Annotated in this window: 21 protein-coding genes and 1 pseudogene; 13 read left to right on the top strand and 9 right to left on the bottom strand. The window is 73.4% G+C overall.

What is annotated here, in order from left to right:
- The first annotated feature begins 110 nt into the window (after positions 1-110).
- From ACTFAP_RS26080 to ACTFAP_RS26065, 4 genes are all read left to right on the top strand, one after another.
- A complete protein-coding gene (locus tag ACTFAP_RS26080; protein WP_495682597.1) occupies positions 111-1,106 on the top strand; it encodes a LacI family DNA-binding transcriptional regulator in 996 nt (331 codons plus the stop codon).
- Between the two features lie 98 nt (positions 1,107-1,204).
- Positions 1,205-1,708: a SigE family RNA polymerase sigma factor gene (locus ACTFAP_RS26075; RefSeq protein ID WP_495682596.1), complete on the top strand. Its 504-nt coding sequence runs from the start codon at positions 1,205-1,207 to the stop codon at positions 1,706-1,708.
- Positions 1,709-1,715: 7 nt separating this feature from the next.
- Complete coding sequence (locus ACTFAP_RS26070; RefSeq protein ID WP_495682595.1) at positions 1,716-2,114, top strand: hypothetical protein; 399 nt, start codon at positions 1,716-1,718, stop codon at positions 2,112-2,114.
- A gap of 270 nt (positions 2,115-2,384) precedes the next feature.
- Positions 2,385-5,597 (top strand): S8 family peptidase, encoded by a 3,213-nt coding sequence (locus tag ACTFAP_RS26065; RefSeq protein WP_500467587.1) that lies wholly within the window; start codon positions 2,385-2,387, stop codon positions 5,595-5,597.
- Between the two features lie 91 nt (positions 5,598-5,688).
- Here ACTFAP_RS26065 and ACTFAP_RS26060 read toward each other — a convergent pair whose 3' ends face one another.
- A complete protein-coding gene (locus ACTFAP_RS26060; RefSeq protein ID WP_500467586.1) occupies positions 5,689-6,606 on the bottom strand; it encodes an AraC family transcriptional regulator in 918 nt (305 codons plus the stop codon).
- 23 nt (positions 6,607-6,629) lie between these two features.
- The gene (locus ACTFAP_RS26055) at positions 6,630-7,538 is read right to left on the bottom strand and encodes a zinc-binding dehydrogenase (protein ID WP_500467585.1); all 909 of its coding nucleotides are present in this window, start codon (positions 7,536-7,538) and stop codon (positions 6,630-6,632) included.
- 223 nt (positions 7,539-7,761) lie between these two features.
- Here ACTFAP_RS26055 and ACTFAP_RS26050 point away from each other — a divergent pair, with 223 nt between their 5' ends.
- Complete coding sequence (locus tag ACTFAP_RS26050) at positions 7,762-8,712, top strand: TIGR01777 family oxidoreductase (protein ID WP_500467584.1); 951 nt, start codon at positions 7,762-7,764, stop codon at positions 8,710-8,712.
- A 42-nt stretch (positions 8,713-8,754) separates the two neighbouring features.
- On the top strand, positions 8,755-10,212 hold the full coding sequence (locus ACTFAP_RS26045; RefSeq protein ID WP_500467583.1) for a serine/threonine-protein kinase: 1,458 nt from the start codon (positions 8,755-8,757) through the stop codon (positions 10,210-10,212).
- Between the two features lie 25 nt (positions 10,213-10,237).
- On the opposite strand, the gene ACTFAP_RS26040 is transcribed toward ACTFAP_RS26045, so the two are convergent.
- Positions 10,238-11,692 carry a short-chain fatty acyl-CoA regulator family protein gene (locus ACTFAP_RS26040; RefSeq protein ID WP_500467582.1) on the bottom strand — a complete coding sequence of 485 codons (1,455 nt, stop codon included), beginning with the start codon at positions 11,690-11,692 and terminating at the stop codon, positions 10,238-10,240.
- A 195-nt stretch (positions 11,693-11,887) separates the two neighbouring features.
- Between ACTFAP_RS26040 and ACTFAP_RS26035 the strand changes: the two genes are divergently transcribed.
- Genes ACTFAP_RS26035 through ACTFAP_RS26025 form a run of 3 tightly spaced genes read left to right on the top strand, consistent with a single transcriptional unit; the run spans position 11,888 to position 15,461 of the window.
- A complete protein-coding gene (locus ACTFAP_RS26035) occupies positions 11,888-13,396 on the top strand; it encodes an MmgE/PrpD family protein (RefSeq protein WP_500467581.1) in 1,509 nt (502 codons plus the stop codon).
- A complete protein-coding gene (gene prpB, locus ACTFAP_RS26030; RefSeq protein WP_495682580.1) occupies positions 13,396-14,301 on the top strand; it encodes a methylisocitrate lyase in 906 nt (301 codons plus the stop codon). The genes ACTFAP_RS26035 and prpB overlap by 1 nt, the downstream gene beginning before the upstream one ends.
- A 20-nt stretch (positions 14,302-14,321) precedes the next feature.
- Positions 14,322-15,461, top strand: coding sequence for a bifunctional 2-methylcitrate synthase/citrate synthase (locus ACTFAP_RS26025; RefSeq protein WP_495682579.1), 1,140 nt, complete (start codon positions 14,322-14,324; stop codon positions 15,459-15,461).
- Positions 15,462-15,473: 12 nt separating this feature from the next.
- Here the strand turns inward: ACTFAP_RS26025 and ACTFAP_RS26020 are convergent, their stop codons facing one another.
- The 4 genes from ACTFAP_RS26020 to ACTFAP_RS26005 are packed head-to-tail and all read right to left on the bottom strand — an operon-like array spanning position 15,474 to position 20,734.
- Entirely contained in the window at positions 15,474-16,817 is a 1,344-nt protein-coding gene (locus ACTFAP_RS26020; RefSeq protein WP_500467580.1) for an MDR family MFS transporter, read from the bottom strand.
- A complete protein-coding gene (locus ACTFAP_RS26015; protein ID WP_500467579.1) occupies positions 16,814-18,658 on the bottom strand; it encodes an ABC transporter permease subunit in 1,845 nt (614 codons plus the stop codon). The genes ACTFAP_RS26020 and ACTFAP_RS26015 overlap by 4 nt, the downstream gene beginning before the upstream one ends.
- Positions 18,659-18,663: 5 nt before the next feature.
- Entirely contained in the window at positions 18,664-20,169 is a 1,506-nt protein-coding gene (locus ACTFAP_RS26010) for an ABC transporter substrate-binding protein (RefSeq protein ID WP_500467578.1), read from the bottom strand.
- 28 nt (positions 20,170-20,197) lie between these two features.
- Positions 20,198-20,734 (bottom strand): GNAT family N-acetyltransferase, encoded by a 537-nt coding sequence (locus ACTFAP_RS26005; RefSeq protein ID WP_495682575.1) that lies wholly within the window; start codon positions 20,732-20,734, stop codon positions 20,198-20,200.
- Between the two features lie 191 nt (positions 20,735-20,925).
- Here ACTFAP_RS26005 and ACTFAP_RS26000 point away from each other — a divergent pair, with 191 nt between their 5' ends.
- Both ACTFAP_RS26000 and ACTFAP_RS25995 read left to right on the top strand, forming a co-directional pair.
- The gene (locus tag ACTFAP_RS26000) at positions 20,926-21,852 is read left to right on the top strand and encodes an NADP-dependent oxidoreductase (protein ID WP_500467577.1); all 927 of its coding nucleotides are present in this window, start codon (positions 20,926-20,928) and stop codon (positions 21,850-21,852) included.
- A gap of 67 nt (positions 21,853-21,919) precedes the next feature.
- Positions 21,920-22,799 (top strand): annotated as a pseudogene (locus ACTFAP_RS25995) (IS5 family transposase).
- A gap of 69 nt (positions 22,800-22,868) precedes the next feature.
- On the opposite strand, the gene ACTFAP_RS25990 reads toward ACTFAP_RS25995, so the two are convergent.
- Together ACTFAP_RS25990 and ACTFAP_RS25985 are read right to left on the bottom strand one after the other, a co-directional pair.
- Positions 22,869-23,147, bottom strand: coding sequence for a hypothetical protein (locus tag ACTFAP_RS25990; RefSeq protein ID WP_495682573.1), 279 nt, complete (start codon positions 23,145-23,147; stop codon positions 22,869-22,871).
- Positions 23,148-23,185: 38 nt separating this feature from the next.
- Complete coding sequence (locus ACTFAP_RS25985) at positions 23,186-23,815, bottom strand: TetR family transcriptional regulator (protein ID WP_495682572.1); 630 nt, start codon at positions 23,813-23,815, stop codon at positions 23,186-23,188.
- A gap of 124 nt (positions 23,816-23,939) precedes the next feature.
- Here ACTFAP_RS25985 and ACTFAP_RS25980 point away from each other — a divergent pair, with 124 nt between their 5' ends.
- Complete coding sequence (locus ACTFAP_RS25980; protein WP_495682571.1) at positions 23,940-24,887, top strand: alcohol dehydrogenase catalytic domain-containing protein; 948 nt, start codon at positions 23,940-23,942, stop codon at positions 24,885-24,887.
- 116 nt (positions 24,888-25,003) lie between these two features.
- The gene (locus ACTFAP_RS25975; RefSeq protein WP_495682570.1) at positions 25,004-25,936 is read left to right on the top strand and encodes an NmrA family NAD(P)-binding protein; all 933 of its coding nucleotides are present in this window, start codon (positions 25,004-25,006) and stop codon (positions 25,934-25,936) included.
- Positions 25,937-26,062 lie beyond the last annotated feature (126 nt).

Below are 26,062 nucleotides of genomic sequence, written 5' to 3'. Positions count from 1 at the left end.
TTGTGGTGACAGTAATGTCCAGCAACGGGACATCACCAGGGGCAGCCATTAACGATACGTAAATGTTGCAGACGCCAGTGTGACTCTGTGTAATATCCATTCAGGCCACCGTGACGGTGGCCAACGCCGTAGGGGGTCGTGTGCCAACGCTGGACGATGTCGCCCGTATGGCGGGGGTTTCGAAGTCCACCGCCTCCCGGGCCCTGGGGCGCCCCGCCCTGGTCGCTCCCGAGACGGCGGTACGGGTGCGCCAGGTCGCCGAGCAACTCGGCTTCGTACCCAATCGCGCGGCCTCCGCACTGGCGCGCGGCCGTACCGGAGTGGTCGCCGTCGTCGTCCCGACGCTGGAGAACGCCTTCTTCCCGCCGATCGTCGGCGGCGCCCAGCAGCGCGCCGCCGAGTGCGGCCTCCAGCTGACCGTGGTGGTCAACGGCCTGGAGTCCGACGCGGACGTGGCGGCGCTGGCCCGGCTGTCGGCCCAGGTGGACGGATTCCTGCTGACCGCCCCACGCGGCTCGGACACTCAGGTGGCGGCCTCCTGCGGATACAAGCCCGCCGTGCTGATCGACCGCGAACTCGACGGCATCCCCTCGGTGGTGGCCGACACCGCCACCGCCTTCGCCACCGTGGCCCGGCACTTCATCGACCACGGACACCGGCACATCGCCCTGGTCGGCGGCACCGACCGGTCCTGGCAGAACGGACAGCGCATAACGGCGGTGCGCGCCGTCACCGAGCCGACGTCCGCCGTGCTGACCACGTTCGGGCCGCTGCCACCGACCTTCGCCGCCGGCACCCGCGTCGCCCCTTCGGTCGCGGCCAGCGGCGCCACCGCCGTCATCCCCTACGCCACCGCGCTGGGTCTGGGCATCGTCTTCACCCTCGGCGCCCGTGGCATCCGGATCCCCGACGAGGTGGCGGTGACGATCGAGCGCCCGGTGGCCGAGGCCCTGGGCTTCTCCGCCATCCCCTCCATCGACGTCGACGGCGCCGAACTGGGCGGCACCGCCATGGAGGTGCTGCGCGCCCACATGACGACCGACCGCGCCATCCCTCCCCCGCCGCCCGCCCAGCTGCGGCTGCCGGTGCCGGTGGTCCTCCCGTAACCGGCGGGCGGGATTTTTTCTTCTTCCTCCCGTGCAACCTCCCGGCGCCGCCTCCCGTATGACCGGGGAGGAGTGTCGGAGCGGCGGAAGGTCGGCGGGTGAGGGAAGCAGCCCGGGAACGCGAGTTCCTGGAGTTCGCCGAGGCGCGGCAGCGCCAGCTGCGGCGCAGCGCCTATCTGTTGTGCGGGGACTGGCACGAGGCGCAGGATCTGACCCAGACCACGCTGATGAAGCTGTACGTGGCCTGGGGACGGGTGCGGCGCGACGAGAACGTGGACGCGTACGCGCGGACGATCCTGACCCGTACCTTCATCGACCAGTACCGGCGCCGGGGCCGCCGGGAGTATCCGGTGGCCGAGCTGCCGGAGTACGGCGCGGGGCAGACTCCGGGGCCCGCCCCGGAGTTGCGCCTGCTGATGCAGGAGGCGCTGCTGAGCCTGCCGCCGCGCTACCGTGCGGTCCTGGTGCTGCGGTACTGGGAGGACTGGAGCGTGGAGCAGACGGCGAAGGCGCTACGGGTGTCCACGGGTACCGTCAAGAGCCAGAGCGCGCGGGGTCTCGGCCGGTTGCGCCGGATCATCGAGCGGGAACCGGCGAGGTGAGCGCGGAATGACAGGGAACGTGAACCGGCCGGACGAGGGCGGTGGCGCGGACGACGGCGCCGAGCTGAGCGGCGTCTTCGACATGATCATCACGCGCGAGCCCGAACCCCCGCTCGGTGACCTGGCGTCGGCGGCACTGGCCGGTGGCCGCCGGCTGCGCAGACGCCGCCGGGCCGCGCAGGCGGTGGGGGTGTCCGCGGCGCTGGTCCTGGCGGTTCTGGGGGTGTCCGCGCTGAGCGGTTCCGCGTCGGGGCCCGCCCAGCCGGTGCTCCCCGCGCAGAGCCCCAGCCCCGAGCCCACCCCTGACTCCGGTGTCGGGCCGCAGCCCGAGCCCCCGGAGGAGCTGGCCCCGTATCCGGAGGTGCCGGCGGACGAGGGCCCCCTGGAGCAGCCGGGGCCGTCGTGATCGCGCCAACTCCCTCTCCCGCGCCGCTCCGCCGTCCGGCGGGGCGGCGCACGTCATGATCAGGGCCCTGCGGGGCGCCCGGGCCACCGCCGCACCGCCCGCCCCGTCCGCAACCGCCCGCCGATTGTGGCCGGGGAGCTGCCAACCGAAACATACCCGGTATGTCAGCCGCTACCTTCCTGGGCGACGGCGCGCCTCCCGGCGTGTCGAGCACGCCAACGGCACTGCTGTGGAGGTTCGTTGAAAGCGCGGAAGAAAAGAACGGGCGCGGTGGTCACCGCCGCGGGGACGGTCCTGGCGCTGACCGCGGGGCTCGGTGGCGCCGCCGCCGCACCCCTCGCACCGCTCGGCGGTGCCGCCGGCGGCAGCTCGGTGACCCTGATCACCGGTGACCGGGTGGTGCTCGACGCCGCCGGGGACATCCTGACGGTGCTGCGCGGCGAGGGACGCGAGCACATACCGATACGCGTGAGCGAGCGGGACGGCGCGACGCTGGTGATCCCCTGGGACGCGCAGGCGCTCATCGCCGAGGGAACGGTGGACGAGGCCCTGTTCGACCTCACCGAGCTGACCCGGGAGGCGTACCGTTCCTTCGCGGGCACCCCGGTCATCGTCAGCTACACGGACGGCTCGCCGCCGGTGGCGCGCGAGGTGCGCGCGGAGGACGACGTCGAGGTGCGGGCCCGCTTCACCACCCTGGACGCGGACGCGCTCACGGTGGCGGACGAGAGCGGCCCGTCGCTGTGGGAGACCCTGACCGAGGACGGCGAGGGCATGTCCCTGGCCGCCGCCGAGGGCATCGAGGCGGTCTCGCTGGACCGGGTCCGGCAGGCGAGCCTGGACCACAGCGCCGGGCAGATCGGCGCGGACCGGGCCTGGGAGGCCGGGTACGACGGCAGCGGGGTAACCATCGCGGTCCTGGACACCGGGATCGACGCGGACCACGGCGACTTCGAGGACAAGATCCTGGACGCCGCGAACTTCACCGACGAGGACGCCGGGGACACCGTGGGACACGGCACCCATGTCGCCTCGACGGCGGCCGGAAGCGGGGAGCGCTCCGGGGGCACGTACCGCGGTATCGCCCCGGGCGCCGACCTGCTGGTCGGCAAGGTCCTCGGCGAGTACGGCGGCCTGGACTCCTGGATCCTGGAGGGCATGGAGTGGGCCGTCGAAGAAGGCGCCGACATCGTCAACATGAGCCTGGGCGGCCCCGTCTTTCCGGGCGATGACCCGCTGGTGGAGGCGATCGACCGGCTGTCGGAGGAGCACGGCACGCTGTTCGTCGTCGCGGCCGGCAACAGCGGCCCGAATGAGGGGACGGTGGACTCCCCCGGGGTGGCACCCACCGCGCTGACGGTGGGCGCGGTGGACCGGCAGGACGCGATCGCCGACTTCTCCTCGGTGGGACCGGCCCCCGGTGACGCGGCGCTCAAGCCCGATCTCTCGGCGCCCGGTGTGGAGATCGCCGCCGCATCGGCCGCCGGCAGCGAGATCGAGCTGGTCGGCACGCCGGTCACGGATGGCTACACCGCCATCTCCGGCACCTCGATGGCGACCCCGCACGTGGCGGGCGCCGCGGCGCTGCTGCTCCAGAAGAACCCGCAGTGGACCGGCGAGCAGCTCAAGGCCGCGCTGGTCGCCTCGGCCGTCGACATCGACGCGGCACCGGTCCGGACCGGCGCGGGCCGGCTGGATGTGAGCCGTGCGCTGGAGCAGACGCTGACCGCCGACACCAACACGCTCAACTTCGGCTCGGTGGCGTTCCCCTACGGCGGCGCCGACCGCGTCGTCCGGGAGATCACCTACCGCAACAGCGGCACGGAGGACGTCACCCTGGAGCTGGGCGTGTCCGGCACCGCCCCCGAGAAGCTGTTCGCACTCGCCCAGGACTCGGTAACCGTTCCGGCCGGTGGCACCGCCACCGTCGAGGTGACGGCCGACCCCGCCGCCGTCGCGGACTCCGCGACCGGCAACCACGGCCTGGTCGTCACCGCGAGCACCGGCGGCGAACAGGTCCTGCGGACCGCGGGCAGCATCACCCTGGAGCCCGAAATGCTGGATGTCACGGTCGAGATCACCGGCCGGGACGGACAACCGGCGGACGGCGCACGGCTGTTCGTCGAGGGTGCGCAGGACGGCTTCAACCTGCTGAGCGAGAACGGCGTCGCCGGCGGCCGGGTGCCCGCCGGTGAGTACCTGATCGAGGTCCTCTCGCCGAGCCCCTGGGACGCGGGACCGGAAGACGTCAGTGTCGACTGGGCCCTTTCCCCTTCGGTGACCGTGACGGAATCCACCACGCTGCGCGTGGACCTGCGGGAGGCCGAGCGACTGGACTTCACCGCTCCCGACCCCGAGGCGGAGCTGAACGAACTGGCCGGTACGTACGAACTCCCCGGGGTCTCCTGGTGGATGTGGTACTTCGGCGCCCCGGCGGAGGGTGTCAGCAGCCTGTCGATCGGTGACGGGGCGAACGACGCCTTCAGCATGGCGCTGGTCTCCCAGCACACCGGTCCCGGCGGCGAGCAGTACCACGGGTACCGCTCCCTGACCGGGCAGTTCCCGACCGGTCTGGCCAACCACCCCGAACCGTCCGACATGGCGCACGTCGCGGCCACGGCAGGCACCCGCACCGACGGCTCGGAAGGCTGGGTCGGCGCGGCACCGCCCGAGTTCGGACTCGGCCTCGGCACCGAAATCGCGTTGCCGGCCACGGTCGACCTCCATCTCCAGTCCGGCACCCCGTGGAGCCTGTCCAGCACCGTCTACGACGCGCAGGGCGAATTCGTTCAGAACGCCTCGTACCCGGCGCGGACCTATCCTGCCGGTGAGACGTCCGAAGAGTCCCTCAACACCGGCGTGTTCGGGCCGGCGTACCCCAACGGGTACGCCTTCCTCCGGGAGGGCAACCTGTTCATCACCGAACTCTCCCTGTTCACGCCGGGCACCGCGTGGAGCGGCTGGGCCGAGGCCGACGCGGGCCGTACCCGGGTCTACCGCGACGGCGAACTCCTGCGCGATGTACCCGCCCCGCTCGCCAACCTCATGTTCGGGGTGGCGGCCGGTGAGGCGGAGTACCGGATCGTGTCCACCGCCTCGCGCGGGTACACGGACCTGTCCACAGAGGTGACGGTCGACCACACCTTCACCTCGGCGACCACCACCGTCCTGGAGCCGGTCGCGGGGCCGCTGGCCGTGCGCTACTCCCCCGCCCTCGCCGCGGACAACACCGCGCCGGCCGGCGAACACGGCTTCTCCGTCCCGCTGTCGGTGCACGGCGGCACGGCCGTCGCCCTCACCGTGGAGACCTCGGTGGACGGCGGGCAGAGCTGGACCACCGTCCATGACGGGGCGGGCGACGTCACGGCGGTGGAGGTGGACAACCCGGCGGCGGGCGGGACCGTCTCGCTGCGCGCCACGGCGGTGGACGCGGCCGGCAACCGCACCGTCCAGACCATCACCGACGCCTATCCCACCCGCTGAACCACGGGCATGACAGGGGCCTTCTCCCGCGGGGAGAAGGCCCCTCCCGCTCGGTGGTGATCAAGGCGGCGGCGCGGCCGGCCGCCCGCGATCACGCGCGCAGTCGCGAGCGGTACTCGCCGGGGGGCATGCCCCGGGCACGCCGGAAGGCCCGGCTGAAAGCGTGCGGAGAGGCGTAGCCGACCGCGCCGGAGATCGACTCGACCGGTTCGTCGGTGTCGCGGAGCCGGACGGACGCCAGGTCCATGCGCCACCGCGTCACGTACGCGCCCGGTGTCTGTCCGAGCGCGGACCGGAAGTGCCGGGACAGCGTCGTCCGGGAGACCGCCGTCGCGGCCGCCAGGGACGCGGTCGTCCAGGGGTGTTCCGGTCGGGCGTGGACACACTCCAGCGCGTCGCGCACGACCGGATCACGCAGCGCGCCCAGCCATGAGCCGGGCCCCTTCTCCGGGTGGCGCGCCAGCCAGACGCGGACGAACTGGATGAGCAGAAGGTCGACGATGCTGTTGACAGCGGCGGTGGTACCGATCTGCGGCTGTGCGAGTTCCGCCGTGAGAAGCTCCACGGTCTTTCTGAGCTGCGCGTTCTCCCGGCTCGTGACGTGCATCGGCCGGAGGAGGGAGGCGAGCACCGGCGTCCTCACCTCCGGGTCCTGCTCATAGCGCAGGACGAGCACCTCCGTCCCCGCCGGCGTCGAGCCCAGATGCAGGGGGCTGCCGTCGATGAGGGCCTGGTCCGTCGCCTTCCGGTCACAGGGACTCATCGTCGTACCGCACCCGCCGGCTATGCCGTGAGCGGTGCCCGGCGGCAACAGGACGGCGTCGCCCGTCCGCACCTCCAGGGGTTTCCCGCCCGCGACGTGGAGCCACATCGTGCCGCGGGACACGATGTGCAGTGCCGCGCCCGGAGAGGGGTCCAGCCACAGGCCCCAGGTTCCTCCGGCCTTCAGCACGACCCCGAGCGCCCCTCGCGCACCCGATACACGCAAGGCATCGGCGAGTACGTCCATCGTTCCCTTCTCCCCGGCAGACTTCAGAGCACGTCGAGAACGATCTTTCCGTGCACCTTCCTCGCGAACAGTGCCTGGACGGCGTCATCCACGTCCTGCCAGCCGCCCCGCAGCCCGACCGGTGCCGAGAGCCGGCCGGCGGCCAGGAGGCCCAGCAGGTCCGTGAGCTCCGCGCTGGTCGGCGTCATGTCACCGTACGTGGCGATGCTGCGGGGTTCACCGAAGCCGAACAAGGCCCCTGACGGGAACGTGGTGTCCTGCCCCGAGGAGTAGCCGACCAGGTGGAGGGTGCCGCCCTCGGCGAGGGAACTCCACGCCCGGGCCAGCAGCGGCCCACCGACGGTGTCCAGGACGAGGTCGAACCGGCGCCCGTCCTCGGCCAGGTCGGTCACCACCCGGTCGGCCCCGAGGTCGCGGAGTCCCGTGGCCCGCTCCGGCGAACCCACGAGTGCCGTCACCCGGGCCCCCGCCAGCGCCGCCAACTGGACGGCGAAGTGCCCCACGCCCCCGCTGGCACCGGTGATCAGGACGTCGCGCGCCAGCACGGAGCGCGTGCGCAGCACCCGCAGCGCGGTGACCCCGGCGATCCCCAGCGCGGCGGCGTCGGCCAGATCCACGCCCTCGGGGACGATGCCGAGCGAGGCGGGACCGACGGCCACCCGCTCCGCCCAGGCGTGCGGAGTCATCCCCAGTGCGACGCGGGTACCTTCGGCCGGCCCCGAGCCGTCGGACGCGGCCCGCACCACGACGCCGGACGCGTCATGCCCGTGCACCGCGCCGGCCGGCCACTGGTCCACGTAGTTCAGCTCTCCGAAGTTGAGACCTATGTGCCGTATCTCGACCAACGCCTCATCGCCGGAGGGCACGGGCTCATCGACGTCGGAGAACCGGACGGGACCGGCCTCGCCGTGATCGACCACCAGGGCGCGCATGGGGGTGATTCCTCTCTCGTGGATGCGCCGGAACACGCGGCGCGGCAACGGACGGAGTGCGGGAAAGCCGCACAGCCGCCTCCTTGAAAACCCTACGCAGCACCGGCACGGCCACCAGCCCCGTCAGTGCCGATCGGTTGACGATCTGTAGCAGTGCGGCCCGCCCGCCGCGCCGTCACCCGGCCCCCGCTAGGCTGGAGTTCCACCGCTGAGGGGGGATCCGATGCGCTGTGTGATAGCCGGGGGAACCGGGCAGGTCGGCAGGATTCTGGACCGGGCGCTGACCGCCGCGGGACACGAGGTCACCGTCCTCACCAGGAGCCCGGCCCGCGACCGCGAGGTCTACTGGGACGCGGTCACGACGGGCCCGTGGACCCGCGTCCTGCACGGCAGCGATGTCGTGATCAATCTGGCCGGGCGCAGCGTCAGCTGCCGCTACACCGACGCCAATCTGCGCACGATGATGGACTCCCGGGTGCGCTCGGCCGAGGTCATCGGGGAGGCGGTCGCGGCGTGCGCACAGCCGCCCGCCGTCTGGCTCCAGATGAGCACCGCCACGGTCTACGCCCACCGGTACGACGCCCCGCAGGACGAGGCCAGCGGGGTGATCGGCGGACGCGAGGAAGGGGTGCCGGGGTACTGGGCGTACAGCGTGCTGATCGCCAGGAACTGGGAACGCGCCCAGGAGGCGGCCGACACCCCGCACACCCGCAAGGTCGCGCTGCGTTCGGCGATGGTGATGAGCCCGGACCGGGGCGGGGTGTTCGACTGGATGCTGTGGATGGCGCGGCTGGGCGTGGGCGGTCCGGTGGCGGGCGGCGCCCAGTACGTCTCCTGGATCCACGACCGGGACTTCGTGCGCGCGGTGGAGTTCCTGGCCGCCCGGGAGGATCTGTCGGGGCCGGTCAACCTGGCGGCGCCCGGGCCGCTTCCGCAGCGGGAGTTCATGCGGGAGCTGCGCGGGGCGTGGGGCCGGCGGCCGGGGCTGCCGGCCACCGCGTGGATGGCGGAGCTGGGCGCGTTCGCGCTGCGCACGGACACCGAACTGCTGCTCAAGAGCCGCCGCGTGGTGCCGGGCCGGCTGCGCGAGGCCGGCTTCGACTTCCGCCATCCGCGGTGGCCGGAGGCTGCCTCGGATCTGGTGCGGCGGGTACGGGCCGCCCGTACCGGCTGAGCGGCCCGGAACCCCGCACCCGCCCGCCGCCGTCCTCCCCCCGTGGAGCGTGCCGCCCGCGGATCCCCCGCGTACGGCGGCTTCGGCGAGGGCCCCGCACCGGTGCCCCGACAGGTGGGAGGCGAGCACGTGACAGAGCAACTCCTGGCAGGCCGCTACCGATTGGTGCGGCTGCTCGGCGAGGGGGGCATGGGGCAGGTGTGGGAGGCCCGGGACGAGACGCTGGAGCGGGCCGTCGCGGTCAAGGTGATCTCCCTGCTCGCCGGGGGCGGCAGCAGGGGGGACGAGGCACGCGCCAGGTTCCTGCGCGAGGCCCGGATCACCGCCCGGCTTCAGCACCCCAACATCGTGACCCTGCACGATCTCGGCGAGACCGGCACGGGGAACGACCGGGTCCCGTTCCTGGTGATGGAGCTGGTCCGGGGCGAGGGCCTGGACGCGAAGCTGCGGCGGGGCGCCGTCGCCGCGCGCGACGCCGCCCGGTGGGGCGCCCAGATCGCCCGCGCGCTCGCGGAGGCGCATGACGGCGGTGTCCTGCACCGGGACATCAAGCCCTCCAACATCCTCATCACCCCCGCCGGCACCGTGAAGGTCCTCGACTTCGGCGTCGCCAGGGCGGCGGACCCCGGCGCGAGCGGGGATCACCTGACCCGGACCGGCTTCATCGTGGGCACGCCCGCCTACATGGCGCCCGAACAGGCCCGTGGTCACCCCGAACCGCGCAGCGACCTGTACGCGCTGGGCTGTGTGCTCTTCGAACTGCTCACGGGGCGGCTGCCGTTCCCGGCCCCGGACTCCGTGGGCCATCTCGCGGCCCACCTCACCCAGGAGCCGCCGGCGCCCGGCGCGCTGGTCCCGGGCATCCCGCCGGCCTGGGACGATCTGGTGCTCACGCTGCTGCGCAAGGACCCGGCCCTGCGGTACCCGGACGCCCCCGCGCTCGCCGCGGCGCTGGACACGATCGGGAGCACGCCGCCACCTCCCACGGCGCGGTACCCGACCGCCCCGCCCCGTACCCCCACGGCCCCGGCGTCCCCGGCCCCCGCCGGTGGCACGCCCCGTTCGCCCCGCGGCGGGGCCGCGAGCGTGCCCATCGCGCTGAGCCTGCTGTGTCTGCCGGGTCTGGCGACCCTGATCTTCCAGTCCGCCGGCTTCATCCAGGCCGACGACGGCGCGCCCATCGGCCTGTTGTGGGGGAATCTGGCGCTGGCGGTGGTGGAGCTGGTGGTACTCGTCGTGGGCGCGGTGCTGCTCTCGCAGCGTCTGGCGGCCGGGCGCTGGACGCTGGTGGCCACGGCCGGCACGACGGCGCTGCACGGACTGAGCCCCACGGTGCAGATGCTGCTGTCGGGAGGGCAGCCGGCGGCCGACATGCCGGGCGCGACGCTGGTCTTCGTCGTCGGCCCGCTGACGTCATGCCTGGCGATCGCCGCGGTGGTGGCGGCGCTGCGCCCCGCCGTCGCCCGCTGGTGCCTGGAGCGGCCGGCCGCGCTCCGGTGAGAGCGCGGCGGTGCCGGCCGGCCCGTCACGGGCCGCCGCTCTCCACCTGGTACGGCGCGTACGGCCGGCGGTCGGGGTCGATGGCCAGCCGTCCGCCGGCCGGCGGGCGGGCGCGCTGGGCGCAGTCGCGGCGTTCGCAGATCCGGCAGCCCAGGCCGATGGGGGTGGCCGCCTGCGGGTCGTTCACGGCGATGCCCCCGGCGTACACCAGCCGGTGGGCGTGGCGCAGTTCGCAGCCGAGCGCCACGGCGAACTCCGCGCGCGGCGCGTGGTGGCCGTAGCCGCCCCGGGTGATGGTTCTGGCGACCCAGAAGTACCGCTTGCCGTCGGGCATTTCGGCGACCTGGGTGAGGGTGCGTCCGGGCGCGGAGAACGCCTCGTACACCGTCCACAGCGGGCAGGTGCCGCCGAGGCGGGAGAAGTGGAAGTCGGTGGCGGACTGCCGTTTGGAGATGTTGCCGGCGCGGTCCACGCGCAGGAACGAGAAGGGCACGCCGCGCCGTCCGGGGCGCTGGAGGGTGCTCAGCCGGTGGCAGACGGTCTCGAAGCCGACGCCGAAGCGGGCGCAGAGCAGTTCGATGTCGTAGCGCACTTCCTCGGCGGCGGCGTGGAAGGCGGTGTAGGGCATCAGCAGGGCGCCGGCGAAGTAGTTGGCCAGGCCGATGCGCGCCAGCGCCGTGGACTCCGGTGAGGTGAGGTCGGCGGCGCGGTCGGCCAGCAGGCTCAGCAGCGGGCCGTGTTCGAGCAGGGCCAGCTGGGTGGCGAGCTGGAAGGCGCGCCGCCCCTCGCTCAGCCAGGGCGACAGGAACAGCAGACCGGAGTCCGGGTCGAAGCGGCGGGCGTCGGCGGCCGGCCCGGTCGCGGCCCGCAGCACCCGTACGCCGTGCCGCCGCGCCAGCCGTTCGGTGAGCGGGTCGGCTGCGCCGCCGGGGCGCAGTCCCAGGGCCTCGGCGGTCCGTTCGGCCTCGGCGTCCAGCGGCTCGAAGTGGTTGTGGTGGGCGTAGAAGAAGTCGCGGACCTCGTCGTGCGGCTCGGCCCCCGGGCGCAGTGTGCCGCCGCCGGTGCCCGGGGCGGCGACGGCGGCCAGCGCGGCGGCCTGTTCGGCCGTGTCGCGGTAGCGGCGGTGCAGGGCGACCAGGGCGCGGGCCACCTCGGGGTGGTCGCGGGCGGCCTCGGCGATGTCCTCGGGGGCGGGCGGCGGGCCTCCGCACGCCTCGTCCGCGAGCGCGGCCCGCAGTTCGGTGGCCAGCCGGTCCTCCCCCGCCGCCGAGAAGAACGCGGCGTCCACGCCGAAGACCTCGGCGATCCGCAGGAGGACGGGGGCGGTGAGTGGTCGCTGGCTCTGTTCGAGCTGGTTGGCGTAGCTGGTGGAGATGCCCAGCGCGCGGGCCATGTCGACCTGGTTCATGCCGTGTTCGCGCCGCAGCCGGCGCAGCTTGGCGTGGGCGTAGATCTTGTGGGGGTCGGGTCGGCGGGGCATGGCGGTGCCTCCTCGGCGCGCGGCAGCGGTGGCGAACATAGCATCCGCACGATTCGCAGAATTCGCAGATTCACCCCTTCGCGCGGGACGGATTCCGCACCGGGGAGCGGTGGCACCGCCCGGCCGGGGCGGGCAGTCTGCTGCGTACCGGCCCCTTGTCACGGCCGGCCCGCCCGCCCCCGTTCGAGGAGTGCCGTGATCGAGCACCGCGTCCGTGTCCACCCCAGCGCCGACCGGCTGGCGCGCGAGGACCAGCTCGCCTGGAAGCTCGCCGCCGTGGCCACCGCCACCGAGGAACCGGACGCCGACAGCGCCGCCATGGCCGTCAACCGGGTGATCGACAACGCGTCGGTCGCCGTCGCCTCGCTGCTGCGCCGCCCGGTCGCCGTCGCCCGCGCCCAGGCCACCGCGCACGGCCCCGCCGCGACCGGCGCCTCGGTGTTCGGCACCGGCGCCCGGGTCTCCCCCGAATGGGCCGCCTGGGCGAACGGCACCGCCGTGCGCGAACTCGACTTCCACGACACCTACCTCGCCGCCGACTACTCGCACCCCGGCGACAACATCCCGCCGCTGCTCGCCGTCGCCCAGCACACCGGGCGCACCGGCGCCGATCTGCTGCGCGGCGTCATCGCCGCGTACGAGATCCACGTCGCCCTGGTCAAGGGCATCTGCCTGCACGAGCACCGCATCGACCACGTGGCGCACCTGAGCGCCGCCACCGCCTGCGGCCTGGGCGCGCTGCTGCGCCTGCCGACCGCGACCGTGTACCAGGCGGTGCAGCAGGCGGTGCACACCACGACCGCCACCCGGCAGTCCCGCAAGGGCGAGATCTCCAGCTGGAAGGCGTACGCGCCGGCCTTCGCCGGCAAGGCGGCGATCGAGGCGGTGGACCGGGCGATGCGCGGCGAGAATTCCCCCTCCCCCGTGTACGAGGGCGAGGACGGTTTCCTCGCCTGGATGCTGGACGGCCCCGGCGCCGACTACACCGTCCGGCTCCCCGCGCCCGGCGAGCCGCGCCGCGCGATCCTGGAGACGTACACCAAGGAGCACTCCGCCGAGTACCAGGCGCAGGCCGTCATCGATCTGGCGCGGCGGCTGCGCGAGCGGACCGGGCCGCTGGAGCGGGTGCGCTCGGTGGTGCTGCACACCAGCCACCACACCCACCACGTGATCGGCTCCGGTGCGAACGATCCGCAGAAATACGACCCGGAGGCCAGCCGCGAGACCCTGGACCACTCGGTGCCCTACATCCTCGCCGTCGCGCTGGAGGACGGCGGCTGGCACCACGAGCGCTCCTACACCCCCGAACGCGCCCGCCGTCCCGGGACCGTCGCCCTGTGGCGCAGGATCTCCACGGTGGAGGACCCGGAGTGGACCCGTCGTTACCACGACCCGGACCCGGAGCGCCGTGCCTTCGGCGGGCGCGCGGTGATCACCCTGGACGACGGTTCGGTGATCGAGGACGAACTCGCCGTCGCCGACGCCCATCCGGCCGGGGCCCGCCCCTTCGACCGCGCCGCGTACGCCGGCAAGTTCCGCACCCTGGCCGAGGGGATCGTGACCGCGTCCGCCCAGGACGGTTTCCTGTCCACGGCCGGGCGGCTGGCCGAGCTGGCCCCCGGGGAGCTGGCCGGGCTGTTCCCCGCCGTCGACGAAGAATCCGTGGCCGCGTACGACGCGACGCTCCCGAAGGGCCTGTTCTGATGCTGCACACCCGCACCACCCCCGCCGGACGCCGCCGCGCGCTGCGCGAACGGCTGACCGCACCTGAGCTGCTGGTGATGCCCGGCGCCCTCAACCCGCTCTCCGCCCGCCTCATCCAGGACACCGGCTTCGAGGCCGCCTACCTGTCCGGCGCCGTCCTCGCCGCCGATCTGGGGCTGCCCGACATCGGCCTGACCACCTCGGCCGAGGTCGCCGCCCGCGCCCAGCAGACCACCCGGGTCACCGATCTGCCGGTCCTCATCGACGCCGACACCGGCTTCGGCGAACCGATGAACGCCGCCCGTACCGTCCAGCTGATGGAGGACGCCGGCCTGGCCGGGCTCCATCTGGAGGACCAGGTCAACCCCAAGCGCTGCGGCCACCTCGACGGCAAGTCGGTGGTGCCGCGCGAGGAGATGACCCGCCGGGTGCGGGCCGCGGTCGACGCCCGCCGCGACCCGGACTTCCTGCTGATGGCGCGCACCGACGCCCGCGCCGTGGAGGGCCTGGCCGCCGCGATCGACCGGGCGAAGGCGTACGTGGACGCCGGGGCGGACGCCGTCTTCCCCGAGGCGCTCGCCGACGAGGGCGAGTTCGAGGCGTTCCGCAGGGCCGTCCCGGTGCCGCTGCTCGCCAACATGACCGAGTTCGGCAAGGGCCGCCCGCTGAACGCCGCCACCCTCCAGGATCTCGGCTACGACATCGCCCTGTACCCCGTCACCCTGCTGCGCCTGGCCATGGGCGCGGCGGAGGAAGGGCTGCGCACCCTGGCCGCCGAGGGGACCGTGGAATCCCTGCTGCCGCGCATGCAGACCCGCTCGCGCCTGTACGAACTCCTGGGCTACCGGGAGTACACGGCCTTCGACTCCGCCGTCCACGACTTCACTCTCCCGCCCGGCACCTGACGCTCCGGAGGCACCCGCCCATGACCACCCTCGCGCCCGGCATCCACCGCGGCCTCGCCGGCGTCGTCGTCGACGCCACCGACATCTCCACGGTCATCCAGGAGTCCAACTCCCTCACCTACCGCGGCTACCCGGTCCAGGACCTGGCCGCGCGCCGTTCCTTCGAGGAGGTCGCGTACCTGCTGTGGCACGGGGAACTGCCCGACCCGGCCCAGCTGGCGGACTTCCGCTCCCGCGAACGCGCCCTGCGCCCGCTGGACCGCACCACCGCCGAGGTGCTGGCCCGGCTGCCGGAAACCTGTCACCCCATGGACGTGCTGCGCACCGCCGTGAGCTTCTTCGGCGCCGAGGACCCGACGGAGGAGGACGGCAGCCCGGCCGCCCACCGCGCCAAGTCGCTGAACCTGCTGGCGAAGCTGCCCACGGTGGTGGCGGCCGACCAGCGCCGCCGCCGCGGGCTGCCCCCGGTGCCGCCGGACCCCGCTCTCGGGTACGCGGAGAACTTCTTCCACATGTGCTTCGGCGCCGTGCCGGACCCCGAAGTGGTGCGCTGCTTCGAGATCTCCCTGGTGCTGTACGCCGAACACGGCTTCAACGCCTCCACGTTCACCGCCCGGGTGGTGACCTCCACGCTCTCGGACCTGTACAGCGCGGTCACGGCCGCCATCGGCGCGCTCAAGGGGCCGCTGCACGGCGGCGCCAACGAGGCGGTGATGCACATGCTGACGGAGATCGGCGACCCCGCGCGGGCCCCGGAGTGGCTGGCCGCCGCGCTGGCGGAGAAGCGCAAGGTCATGGGGTTCGGGCACCGTGTCTACAAGGACGGCGACTCCCGGGTGCCGATCATGCAGAACGCGCTGGACGCTCTCGTCGCCCGTGCGGCGGACCCGGAGACCGCCCGGCTGGCCGCGCTGCACGCCGCGCTGCGGGAGGCGATGCTCGACCACAAGGGCATCCACCCGAACCTGGACTACCCGGCCGGGCTCGCCTACCACCTGATGGGGTTCGACACCCCGGTGTTCACACCGCTGTTCGTGATGAGCCGCATCACCGGCTGGACGGCCCACATCACCGAACAGCTGGCGCACAACGCGCTGATCCGGCCGCTGGCCTCGTACACGGGGCCGGAACAGCGGGCGGTGCCAGCGGTCACCGGGTGAGCCGGGCGCCCGTCACCCGCCGGCCGGCGGGGCGGGCTGCCGGGCGGCGTGCGGACCGGGGTCGGGGTCCGGGCCGGGGCGCGTTTCCGGGTCTGTGCCGGGCTGCGGTCCGCGCGGGATCACCAGCACCGCCAGCGCGGTGACGGCGGCCAGGACCAGCCAGGGTACGGCGGGCGGCAGCCCCAGCTGGAGCAGCCCGCCTGTCGCCGAACTGCCCACCAGCACCAGCAGTCCGGAGACCGAGGACAGCGCGCCCATGTACAGGCCGAGCCGTCCCCGGGCCGCGAAATCGGGCACCCACGCCCGGGCGGCCGGCACGATCAGCATCTGGCCCACCGTCAGCAGGACCACGAATCCGGCAGCGGGCAGCAGCCCGGCCGCGCCCGTCCAGCCCGCCGGGCGGGCCACCGCCACCAGCGCGAACCCGGCCGCCACCAGCAGCAGTCCGGCCGCCATCGAGCGGCGCAGGTCGAGCCGGTCACCCACCAGGCGGCTGACCGGCAGCTGGGCGCAGACCACCAGCAGCGAGGAGAGCGCGAACAGCCAGGACAGCGGTGCCTGCGAGCCCGCCGCCCGCTCCACCTCCTGCGGCAGGGCGAGATACAGCTGGTTGTAGGCGAGCAGGTAGCCGCCGTACGCGCAGCACAGGGCGAGGAAACGGCGGTCGCGCAGCAGGGGCGCGAACCCGCCGCCGGCCGGGGGCCGTTCCCGGCCCGGGATGTGCTGGGGCATCAGCCGTGCGTGCCCGGCCAGGACGAGGACGAAGACGGCTGCGCCGCACAGGCACGCGGTGCGGAAGTCGACGGCGAGCAGCAGCCCGCCCAGCAGCGGTCCGACGAACGCCCCGGCCTGGCCGGCCGCCGAGAACAGGGCCAGCACCCGGGAGCGCGGGCCGTGCCCGGCCGCCTCCCACTCCACGGCCTGCCGGGCCACCTCGGATTCGACGGCCGGGGAGAACAGCGCGGCGGCGAAGCCGATCAGCAGCACCGCGCCGATCACCGCCCAGGTGGCCGTCGCGTAACCGAGCCACACGAAGCCGGCGATCCGCAGCGCGCACCCGGTCAGGACGGCGGGGCGCACCCCGTAGCGGTCCACCAGCCAGCCGCCGGCCAGGAACAGGCCCTGCTGGCTGAAGGTGCGCAGGCCCAGCACGAGGCCGACCAGCCAGCCGGCCATGCCGATCGCCGTCCCCAGGTGCGCGGCGAGGAAGGGCAGCACGGCGAAGAAGCCGAGGTTGAAGGCGAGTTGGGTGGCGATCAGCAGCCGCGGCAGGGGCGGCAGCCGCCGCCACACGCGCTCGCGCGGTGGGCGGGGTCCGGAGCGAGGGGGCAGCAGCCGGGTGAGGAGCCGGCTCATCGCGCCACCCGTTCGGCCGGGCCCCGGGCGGCGGCCACCGCGGCGGGAGCGGCAACCGGGGGACGCGGCACGGCCGGGGTCGCCCGCCGGCGGCGTACCCGGGGCAGCCGTACCCCGCCGGCCGCCGTCACCGCGAGGGCGCCGAGCAGGGCGAGCGCGGCGGCGGGCGCCAGGACCGCCCACGGCGCGCGTTCGACGTAGGGCAGGTTCTCGGAGAGCAGCAGGCCCCACTCGGGCGAGGGCGGCTGGGCACCGAGCCCCAGGAAGCCGAGGGCGGCGAGGCTGAGCGCGATGCCGGGCAGCCGGATCAGGGCGTGCCGGACCACCGGCGGCAGCACAGCGGGGAGCAGCACCCGGCGCAGCAGATGGCCGGGGCCCGCGCCCAGCGCGCGCGAGGCGGTCACGTGCAGGGCGGCGCGTTCCTGCCGCAGCAGGGCGGAGGTGTGCGCGGCCAGCGCCGTCCAGGCGACCGCGGCCACCGCCAGCGCCGGGACCCACGGCCCGCCGCCCAGCAGCCCGGTGACCAGCAGGGCGGCCGGTACCGGCGGGACGGCGTTGACCGTGTCCACCAGCGGCCCGGACAGCCGGGGCAGCAGCCCGAGCAGCACACCGGCCAGCAGGGCTGCGGCACTCACCGCCAGCGCGGTGCCCAGGGTGCTCAGCGCGCCGTGCGCGACCCGCGCCAGCAGGTCGCGGCCGAGGGCGTCGGTGCCGAACGGGTGGGCCCAGGAGGGTGGTTGGAGTCGGGCAGCGGTGTCGAGCGCCAGCGGGTCGCGGGGCAGGCCGAGGCCGATCACGGCGGCGAGGGCCAGCCCGTACCCGAGGGGCGCGAAGCGTGGTGCGCGGCGAGTGGGCCGGTACACGGAGTGCAGGGCGCCGTCGCGCAGCGCGGGCCCGATCAGTCGCTGTGCGCCGAGCCGGGCGAGCGCGGCGGCCACCGCCGCGAGGGCGACGAGGGCGAGCATGCCGGTCTGGAGCACGGGGAGGTCCTGGGCGAGGGCGGCGCGCAGGGTGAGCCGTCCGAGCCCCGGGATGTCGAAGATCTGCTCGACGGCGACGGCCCCGCCGGTCAGGCCGACGACGAACAGGCCGAGGTTGGGCAGCAGTCCGGGCACGCAGCGGCGCAGCGCGTGCCGGGCCACGGCGGCCGGCGGGATGCCGCGTGCCACGGCGGCCGGCAGCCAGGGTTCGGCGTACGCGGTGGGCAGCAGATCGGCGAGCAGCCGCCCGAGCACCGCGCCGGCGGGCAGCCCCAGGGCGAGCGAGGGCAGGATCATCCACTGCGGCCCGTACCAGCCGAGCGCCGGCAGCCAGCCCAGCCGCACGCCGATGACGGAGGCCAGGACGGAGGCGAGCAGGAACTCGGGGAGTGCGGCGAGCACGGCCGAACCCGTACCGCCGGGGCGCCGGGCGGCGAGCCGCCGCCGGGCGCCGTGCCACAGCGGGCGGGCGCAGATGGCCGCGACGGTGGCCAGGGCGACGGCGAGGGCGCCGGCCATCAGCAGCAGGGAGACGCCGAGGGCCTGTCCGACGGCGGGCAGGACCTCGGTGCCGGACACCCAGGACCGGCCGGCGTCGCCGTGCGCCAGCCCGCCGAGCCAGCTGCCGAGCAGGGAGAAGGGCCCGTCGTCCAGGCCGAGTTCGTTCCGGATGGCGTTCAGCGTCTCCGGGGTGGGCTCGCGTTCGGTGGAGCGGGCCTTGAGGACGGTGAGCGCCGGGTCGGTGCGGGACAGCCACGGGAGCAGGCCGATCACCCCGATCAGGGCGGCGAGCAGCGCGAGCCGCCACAGTGCGGTGGCGGCTGCGCGCCGCGCGGGCCGGTGGCGCGCGGTGGTCTTCACGGGTGTCAGCGCCGGGTTCCGAGGCCGACGATCTCCCGTTCGTAGGGGTCCAGGGCGACGCCGGTGACCCCGGCGGCGATGCCGGTGACGACCTTCAGATGGACGAGGGGGATCTCGGCGTCGGTGGCGAGGATGGCGGCCTCGGCGCGCAGCGCGGCGTCCTGCCGGGCGCCGGGTTCCGGCTGGGCGCGGGCCTCGTCGATGAGGCCGTCGACGTGGGCGTCGCACAGCGCGGAGAGGTTGAAGCTGCCCTCGCAGGCGTAGCCGCTGGCGAGGACGGTGACCGGGTCGCCGGTGTCGAGCATGACGTTGCGGGCGAGGACGGCGGCGTCGAACGTCCCGGCCAGCAGGTCGCTCTCCAGCCGGGCGTAGGTGCGTACCTCCAGCCGCACGGTGAATCCGGCACGCTCCAGCTGCTGCTGGACCACCTGGGCCGCCTCCGGCAGTTCGGGGCGGTCGCTGTAGGTGGCGATGGTGATGCTCGTCCCGGCGGGGTCGGTGGCCTCCGCACGGCCTCGTGGCGCGGTCCGCTTGCCCTCGGCCCAGCTCAGCGCGGGCCCGAAGATGCCCTGGGCGGGCTGGGCGTATCCCTCGTAGACGCCCTCGGCGACGGCGCTGGTGTCGATCGCCTCGCGGGCGGCGGCGCGCAGTCCGGCGTCCTCGAAGGCGCCCGCGGCGGTGTTGAGGAACAGGCTGGTGTTGCGGGCGGTGTCGACCTCGTGCGCGGTGCCCTCCGCCAGGGCGGCGACCTGGGCGACCGGGACGGCCTCGGCGATGTCGGCCTCGCCGGTGCGCAGGGCGTTGGCGCGGGCGGTGCCGTCCGAGATGTAGGTGGCGTCGATGCCGGACGCCTGGGCGCGGCCTCCCCAGTGGTCCTCGAAGCGGTCCAGGGTGGCGGCGGTGTCGCCGGTGATGGTGGTGAGTTCGAAGGGTCCGGTGGCGGTGCCGACCGGATTCACCGTGCCGTCCTCGCCGTAGGCGGCCGGGGCGAACACGGCCAGGCTCGGGTTGGTCAGCCGCAGCGGCAGCACCGGATCGGGCTCGGCGGTGCCGACCCTGACCTTTCGGTCGCCGACGGCCTCGGCGCTCAGCTCCACCCCGGAGATCGCCGAGGGGGCGGGGTCGGCGGCGGCGGCGCGGGTGAGGGCGGTGGCGACGGCCTGGGCGGTGACCTCGGTGCCGTCCTGGAAGGTGGCCTCGCGCAGAGTGAACAGCCAGCCGGTGCCGTCCGGTTCGGCGCTCCAGGAGGCGGCGAGCGCGGGCACGGCGGTGCCGTTGGCGTCCAGCCGGGTCAGTCCCTCGACGACGCCGAGCCGGGACAGGTCGTAGGCGTCCATCCCGTACGGGGAGTAGTTCTCGGCCGGCGGGAAGGCGAGCGCGACGCGCAGCCGGCCGCCGTCGCCCCGGCCGTCGGGGTCCGCGGCCTTGCCGCCGTCGGAGGAAGCGAAGCAGCCGGCGAGCAGGGGGACGAGCAGCAGCCCGGCTATCAGCCGCGGGCGGGGAGATCTCATGGTCCTCGTTCTGTCGTGCTGAGGCGGGTCAGAGAAGGGGTATCTCGAAGTGCACGACGTCGCTGCCGGCGCCGGGCAGCTCCACGCGCTCGTCGCACACGATCTTGCCCAGTGTCTGCCACAGGGCCATCGCGCCGGACAGGTGGGCGTTCGTGTGCAGGTACACGGAACGGTAACCGCCGTCCCGGACGGCGAAGTCGAGCAGTTCGGTCACCAAGCGCCCGGCGAGGCCGCGCCGCCGGTGCTCGGGGCGTACGTACACGCGCCGCAGCTGGGCCGTCTCGCCCGAGGGGTAGCGGTCGGCCAGCCAGCGCGGGTTGGGGGGATGCGCCGGTCCCCGGGCGTCGAGCGCGCCGGTGGCGGCGACCGTCCCGTCGTTCGCGTCCACGGCGACGAGCAGGGTGTGCCGGGGCGGGCGCAGGTAGAACGACCCCGGGTCGATGATGTCGGCGTGCCAGCGCGGCACGTATCCGGCACCGAAGTCGCGGTACACGGTGTCGAGCATCACGGCCCTGACCTCGTCGAGGTCCGCGTCCGTGGCCGTTCTGATGCGGTAATCATGCACTTGCGAATTATACGCAGAAGGGTCCCGGCGGCAGCGGCCCGGCCCCTGGTCAGGGGCGCCGGGCACGTCGGCCGTGCGCCGGCCGGGTACGCCGCGTCTCCGGCCCGCCCCCCGCCGGCCCGGCGTGGCGCGGCGTTGGGCGCGCCGGGCGGTGCGAGGGTGCTGGCGACAACGCGAGAAGTGGTGGTGGTATGCCCAAGGCGGTGCTGTTCGACGCGTACGGCGGTCCCGGGGTGCTGCGGGTGGCGGACGTACCCGTCCCCGAACCGGAAGGGGACCGGGTGCTGGTGCGGGTCCGGGCCGCGGCCGTCAACCCGGGCGAGGCGATGATCCGGGAGGGGTTCCTGCACGACCGGTGGCCGGCGACCTTCCCCTCGGGCCAGGGCAGTGACCTGGCCGGCGTGGTGGAGCGGACGGGCCCCGGCGCGGAGGGGGTGGCGACCGGCGACGAGGTCCTGGGCTACACCGACGAGCGGGCCAGCCACGCCGAGTACGTCAGCGTGCCGGCCCGGCAGCTGACCGCCAAGCCGCCGACCGTGCCCTGGGAGGTGGCGGGTTCACTGGCCATCGCCGGCAGCACGGCGTACGCGTGCGTGCGCGCCGTCGCCGCCGGCCCCGGCGACCGGGTCGCGGTGGCCGGAGCCGCCGGGGGCGTGGGCTCGATCGCCGCGCAACTGGCGCGGCACGCCGGGGCGGAGGTGATCGGCATCGCCGGCCCCTCGCACCATTCCTGGCTGAGCGGGCGCGGGATCCAGCCGATGGGCTACGGCGAGGGGCTGGAGGAGCGGCTGCGCGCCGCCGGGATCGACGCGCTGATCGACACGCACGGCACCGGCTACGTGCGGCTCGCCATCGATCTGGGCGTGGCACCCGAACGCGTCAACACCGTCGCCGACTTCACCGAGGGGCCGCGGTACGGGGTGCGGATGGACGGCGCGGCCGCCGCCACGGGCGCCGCGGTCCTCGCCAAACTGGCCGCGCTGGTGGCAGACGGCGCCCTGGAGGTGCCCATCGCCGCGACCTACCCCCTGACGGAGGTCAGGGCGGCCTACGAACACCTGGCCACCGGCCACATCGAGGGCAAGATCGTCCTGCTTCCCTGGGGAGACACAGCCTGACCCTCGCCGATCGACCTAGGTACTGTCCGATGGGTCGGGTGACCCGTCCACCCGAGAATCGACATGCGTGGGGCGAGGTGATCTGTCGGATCAGGAGTGGGCGCGGTTGGAGCCGCATCTGCCGATGAACGCAGGGCGGGGCGGTCGCTGGAAGAGTCACCGCAGGGTGATCAACGGCATCTCTTCCGGCAACGGACCGGGATTCCTTGGCGTGATCTTCCAGCGCGCTTCGGGAAATGGAAGACGGTGCATGACAGGCATCGGCGGTGGTCAGGGGACGGCACATGGGAGAAGATCCTGCGGGCCGTTCAGGCAGACACTGATGTGGACGGACGGATCGACTGGAGCATGGTCAGCGTGGACTCGACCTCCTGTCGTGCCCACCAACAAGCCGCCGGTGCCCGTGCTGCAGCGCCGCGTATCCCAGGTCGCCCTGGCCATCCTGTTGAGCATCGTTCCGATGAAGCTCTGGGCCGTTCTCGGGGCGGGCTGACCTGCAAGATCCACCTGGCTAGCGAGGGCGGCCGCAGGCCGCTCGCATTTCTGCTAACGCCAGGCCAGTGGGGTGATGCTCCGCAGATGATCCCAACCCTTGAACGCATCCGTGTCCCACGCACCAGTGGTGGACGCCGCGCACGCGCCCTGATCACGTGGGCGGCGACAAAGCGTACTCATCCCGTCAGAACCGCCGGTATCTGCGGCGGCGTCAGATCAAGCACACCATTCCCGAGCGCATGGACCAGCGGGCCAATCGCCAGCGACGTGGCAGCGCGGGCGCTCGGCCTACCGGCTTTGACAAGTCGATCTACAAACGCCGCAACGAAGTAGAGCGGACGTTCAATGCACTCAAGTGCTTCCGGGCCGTAGCCACCCGTTTCGACAAGCGTGCCTACGTCTTCCACGGAACGGTGACCGTTGCCTCGCTCCGCCTGTGGCTCCGCTCGTGACGCGTCCGCAGCCCTGTTAAGGCCCTGTCCTCCCGAAGCTGCCGCGAAGTGACAAGTAGCTCTCTGCCATCAGAGTGACGCTCGGTCAGACGGTACGGGGCGGGGCCCGGGGATGTCGTCGGCCCGGAGGGCGTCGAAGTCGGCGTGGGCCTGGGCGACGGCTTCGGGGTACGCCTCGCGCTTGGCGTGCTCGGCGAGGGCCCGGTAGACGCTGGCCACCGAGGGGTTGTGGCCCTTGCGCTTGCCGGTGGGGATGAACAGGTCGGGCTGAATCTGCTCGACGGACTCGCCGCCCGCGCGGCGCCGCAGCACGGTGTGGAGCCGATGCCGCGTCGCAGTCGACGTCACCGCTCACTGGCGTGCACGTGCGCGGCGTGGTCCAAGGGTTATCGGAGCAGGGGCATGAGAACGCCGTCGACTATCTGTGCGATGTCCTCGTCACTGATCGGGCGGTCGTGGATGGCTCCCCAGTGGACGAGGAGGGCGATGGCGGCGGAGACCGCGATCGCGTGTCCGCCCTGGGAGTGGTTGGGTCGGGAGGGCAGGTCGCCACGCTGCACCGCGTGGTCCAGCACGCCGGCGAGTGCCTGGTGCAGGGACTCGACGTAGCGCACTCGGATGAGGCCGCACAGCTCCGGCTCCTGGCGAGCGGTGTCCAGCAGGGCCGAGACCAGGTCGACCCGGGAGGTGTCCTGGTTGCCGATGGCGCTGGCCAGGGTGCCGAGGAGTTCGTCGCGCAGGTGCCCGCTGCCGAGGATGACCGGCGTGACGTCGTCGGTGAGTCCGGCGTGGCTGAGGGCTTCCGCGGCGAGTTCAGTGCGCGAGGGCCAGCGTCGGTACACGGTCGCCTTGCCCACCCCGGCTCGTGCCGCGGCCTTGTCCATGGTCATGGCCGGGTAGCCGCCTTCGGCGAGCAGTTCCGTCGCCGCGCGCAGGATCAGGGCATCCCGGGCGGGATCGCGGGGCGGTCCGGAGAGGCCGGAAGGCCGCCGCAGCTGTGCACCGGGTTGTGACATGGGGCTCTCCTCGCGAACTGGGACTGATTTGTTTCGAGTATAGCCAGGCTGTTAACGTCACTGAATACCCGGAACATCTACGTCTCGGGTTGGGGGTGCTCGATTCCGACAGTGAGGTGGCGCAATGAAGGCCGTAGGTTTCACCGAGTTCGGCGGCAGTGAGGTCATGCGGGTGCTGGAGCTGCCCGAACCGCACGCCGGACCGGGGCAGGTACGGATCAAGGTGGCCGCCGCCGCCGTCCACCCGGCCGACGTCAACATCCGCACCGGCCTCTCCGCCAAGTACAGCCCGGAGATGAACCCGCCCTCGGACGTGTACGTCGTGGGGTGGGAGATCGCCGGGACGATCGACGAGGTCGGGGAGGGAGCACGTCCGGAGTTGGCCCTCGGCACCGAGGTGGTAGCGGTCACGGAGCCGAAGCTGGACCTGGGGGGACAGGCACAGTACGTGGTCGTACCGGCGGAATCGGTGGTTCGCGCGCCGAAGGGCGTTGACCTGACGGCGGCCTCGACCTTGCTGATGGCCGCACTGACCGCGCAGATGGGCCTGGACGCGCTGGTCCTGGCGCCGGGAGCGACGGTGGCGGTGACCGGCGCCGCCGGCGGGATCGGCGGTTACGTCGTGCAGCTGGCCAAGGCGGCCGGGCTGACGGTCATCGCCGACGCGGCGGACAAGGATCGCGGCCTCGTCACGAGCCTGGGTGCCGATCACGTGCTCCCCCGCGGGGACGGGTTCCCCGACGCGGTCCGCCGGCTGCGCCCCGCCGGCGCGGACGGAGTCATCGACGGCGGTTCGGTGGGCGAGGCGGTGGCCGCGGCAGTGCGCGACGGCGGCGCGATCGCGACCTTCAAGGGGTTCACCGGTGCCACCGCCCGGAGGGTGAGCTGGTTCCCCGTCTTCGTCTACGACCGCATCCGGGACACAGCCACTCTGACGCGGCTGCGCGACCAGGCTGAATCCGGTGTCCTCACGCTCCGCGTCGCGGGGACCTACCCGCTCGAGCAGGTCACCGAAGCGCACCGGCTCATCGAAGAAGGCGGAGTGCGCGGCCGGCCCGTGCTCGTGTTCTGAATCGAGAACCCGGTACCCGGCCACGTCACTCCTGACCGGCTCGGCGATGCCGTGCCAAGTCCGACAGCCCCGTGCCCAGACATCAAAAAACAGGATCAACCGAAAGCAGGCTCGCCATGACATCCAACGACAAGGCCAAGGTGCTGGTCACCGGGGCGACCGGAATGCAGGGCGGCGCTGTCGCCCGCGCGCTCCTGCGCACGGGACACCCCGTCACCGCGTTGGTGCGCAGCCCCTCCTCAGCCCCCGCCCAGGCCCTGGCCGCACTGGGTGCCGTCCTGGTCACCGGGGATCTGGAGGACGTCGCCTCCCTGCACGCGGCCGGCGCCGGACACGACGCGGTCTTCTCGGTGCAGCTGGCCAGTATCGACCCGGCCGATCCCGCCGAGATCCGCCAGGCCAGCAACATCGTTACCGCGGCCCAGCGCGCCGGCATCACCCAGCTCCTGCACACGTCGGTATCGGCGACCGGGTGGCGTACCCAGCACCCGGACCTCGAGATCAACGATCCGGTGATGAAGGAGTACTGGAACCAGAAGGAAGCGACCGAGGAAGCGATCCGGCGCTCAGGGCTGCAACGCTGGACCATCTTCAAGCCCGCCTGGTACATGGAGAACTTCCTCCCGCCCCGCCGGGAGTACATGGCCCCCGAGCTGCCTCACGGCAAGCTGGTCACCGCCATGAGCCCGCAGACCGAGCTGGCGCTCATCTGCGCCGACGACCTGGGTGCCGCTGTCGCCGCCGCCGTCGCCGAGCCCGACAGGTTCCACGAAGCCGAGGTCGAGCTCGCCGGCGATGCGCTGACCTACCCGCAGATGGCCGACGTCCTCTCCCAGACCACCAGCCGCGAGATCACCACCGACTTCATCTCCCTGGAAGAGATGACACAGCGTAACGGTGCATCCGCAGCGTTCGGCGACCGCTGGAACGACCGCGTCGGCTACCCCGCACGCCCCCACCACGCCGCCGCCTACGGCCTGACCACGACGACCTTCGCACAGTGGGCAGCGCGTCAGGACTGGAGCACCCTGACTGCTGAACGCAACTGAACTGACGCAGCCCTCCAGCGGGCAGCCGGTCATCACCCGACTGAACACGCCTCGTCTTCGTCGTCGTCTTCGTCAGACCGTGGCCGGCGCGCCGCTGCGTGGGCCGGGCAGCCCGGACAAGAACAC

It is taken from the genome of Streptomyces sp. PH9007 (assembly GCF_059813725.1).
This window is presented reverse-complemented; position numbering and strand designations above follow the sequence as displayed.

Excerpts from the sequence above, each read along its gene's own strand:
- ACTFAP_RS26070 (WP_495682595.1), top strand. The coding sequence starts at position 1,716 with ATGACAGGGAACGTGAACCGGCCGGACGAGGGCGGTGGCGCGGACGAC.
- ACTFAP_RS26060 (WP_500467586.1), bottom strand. The coding sequence starts at position 6,606 with ATGGACGTACTCGCCGATGCCTTGCGTGTATCGGGTGCGCGAGGGGCG.
- ACTFAP_RS26055 (WP_500467585.1), bottom strand. The coding sequence starts at position 7,538 with ATGCGCGCCCTGGTGGTCGATCACGGCGAGGCCGGTCCCGTCCGGTTC.
- ACTFAP_RS26050 (WP_500467584.1), top strand. The coding sequence starts at position 7,762 with ATGCGCTGTGTGATAGCCGGGGGAACCGGGCAGGTCGGCAGGATTCTG.
- ACTFAP_RS26040 (WP_500467582.1), bottom strand. The coding sequence starts at position 11,692 with ATGCCCCGCCGACCCGACCCCCACAAGATCTACGCCCACGCCAAGCTG.
- prpB (WP_495682580.1), top strand. The coding sequence starts at position 13,396 with ATGCTGCACACCCGCACCACCCCCGCCGGACGCCGCCGCGCGCTGCGC.
- ACTFAP_RS26025 (WP_495682579.1), top strand. The coding sequence starts at position 14,322 with ATGACCACCCTCGCGCCCGGCATCCACCGCGGCCTCGCCGGCGTCGTC.
- ACTFAP_RS26020 (WP_500467580.1), bottom strand. The coding sequence starts at position 16,817 with ATGAGCCGGCTCCTCACCCGGCTGCTGCCCCCTCGCTCCGGACCCCGC.
- ACTFAP_RS26010 (WP_500467578.1), bottom strand. The coding sequence starts at position 20,169 with ATGAGATCTCCCCGCCCGCGGCTGATAGCCGGGCTGCTGCTCGTCCCC.
- ACTFAP_RS26000 (WP_500467577.1), top strand. The coding sequence starts at position 20,926 with ATGCCCAAGGCGGTGCTGTTCGACGCGTACGGCGGTCCCGGGGTGCTG.
- ACTFAP_RS25985 (WP_495682572.1), bottom strand. The coding sequence starts at position 23,815 with ATGTCACAACCCGGTGCACAGCTGCGGCGGCCTTCCGGCCTCTCCGGA.
- ACTFAP_RS25980 (WP_495682571.1), top strand. The coding sequence starts at position 23,940 with ATGAAGGCCGTAGGTTTCACCGAGTTCGGCGGCAGTGAGGTCATGCGG.
- ACTFAP_RS25975 (WP_495682570.1), top strand. The coding sequence starts at position 25,004 with ATGACATCCAACGACAAGGCCAAGGTGCTGGTCACCGGGGCGACCGGA.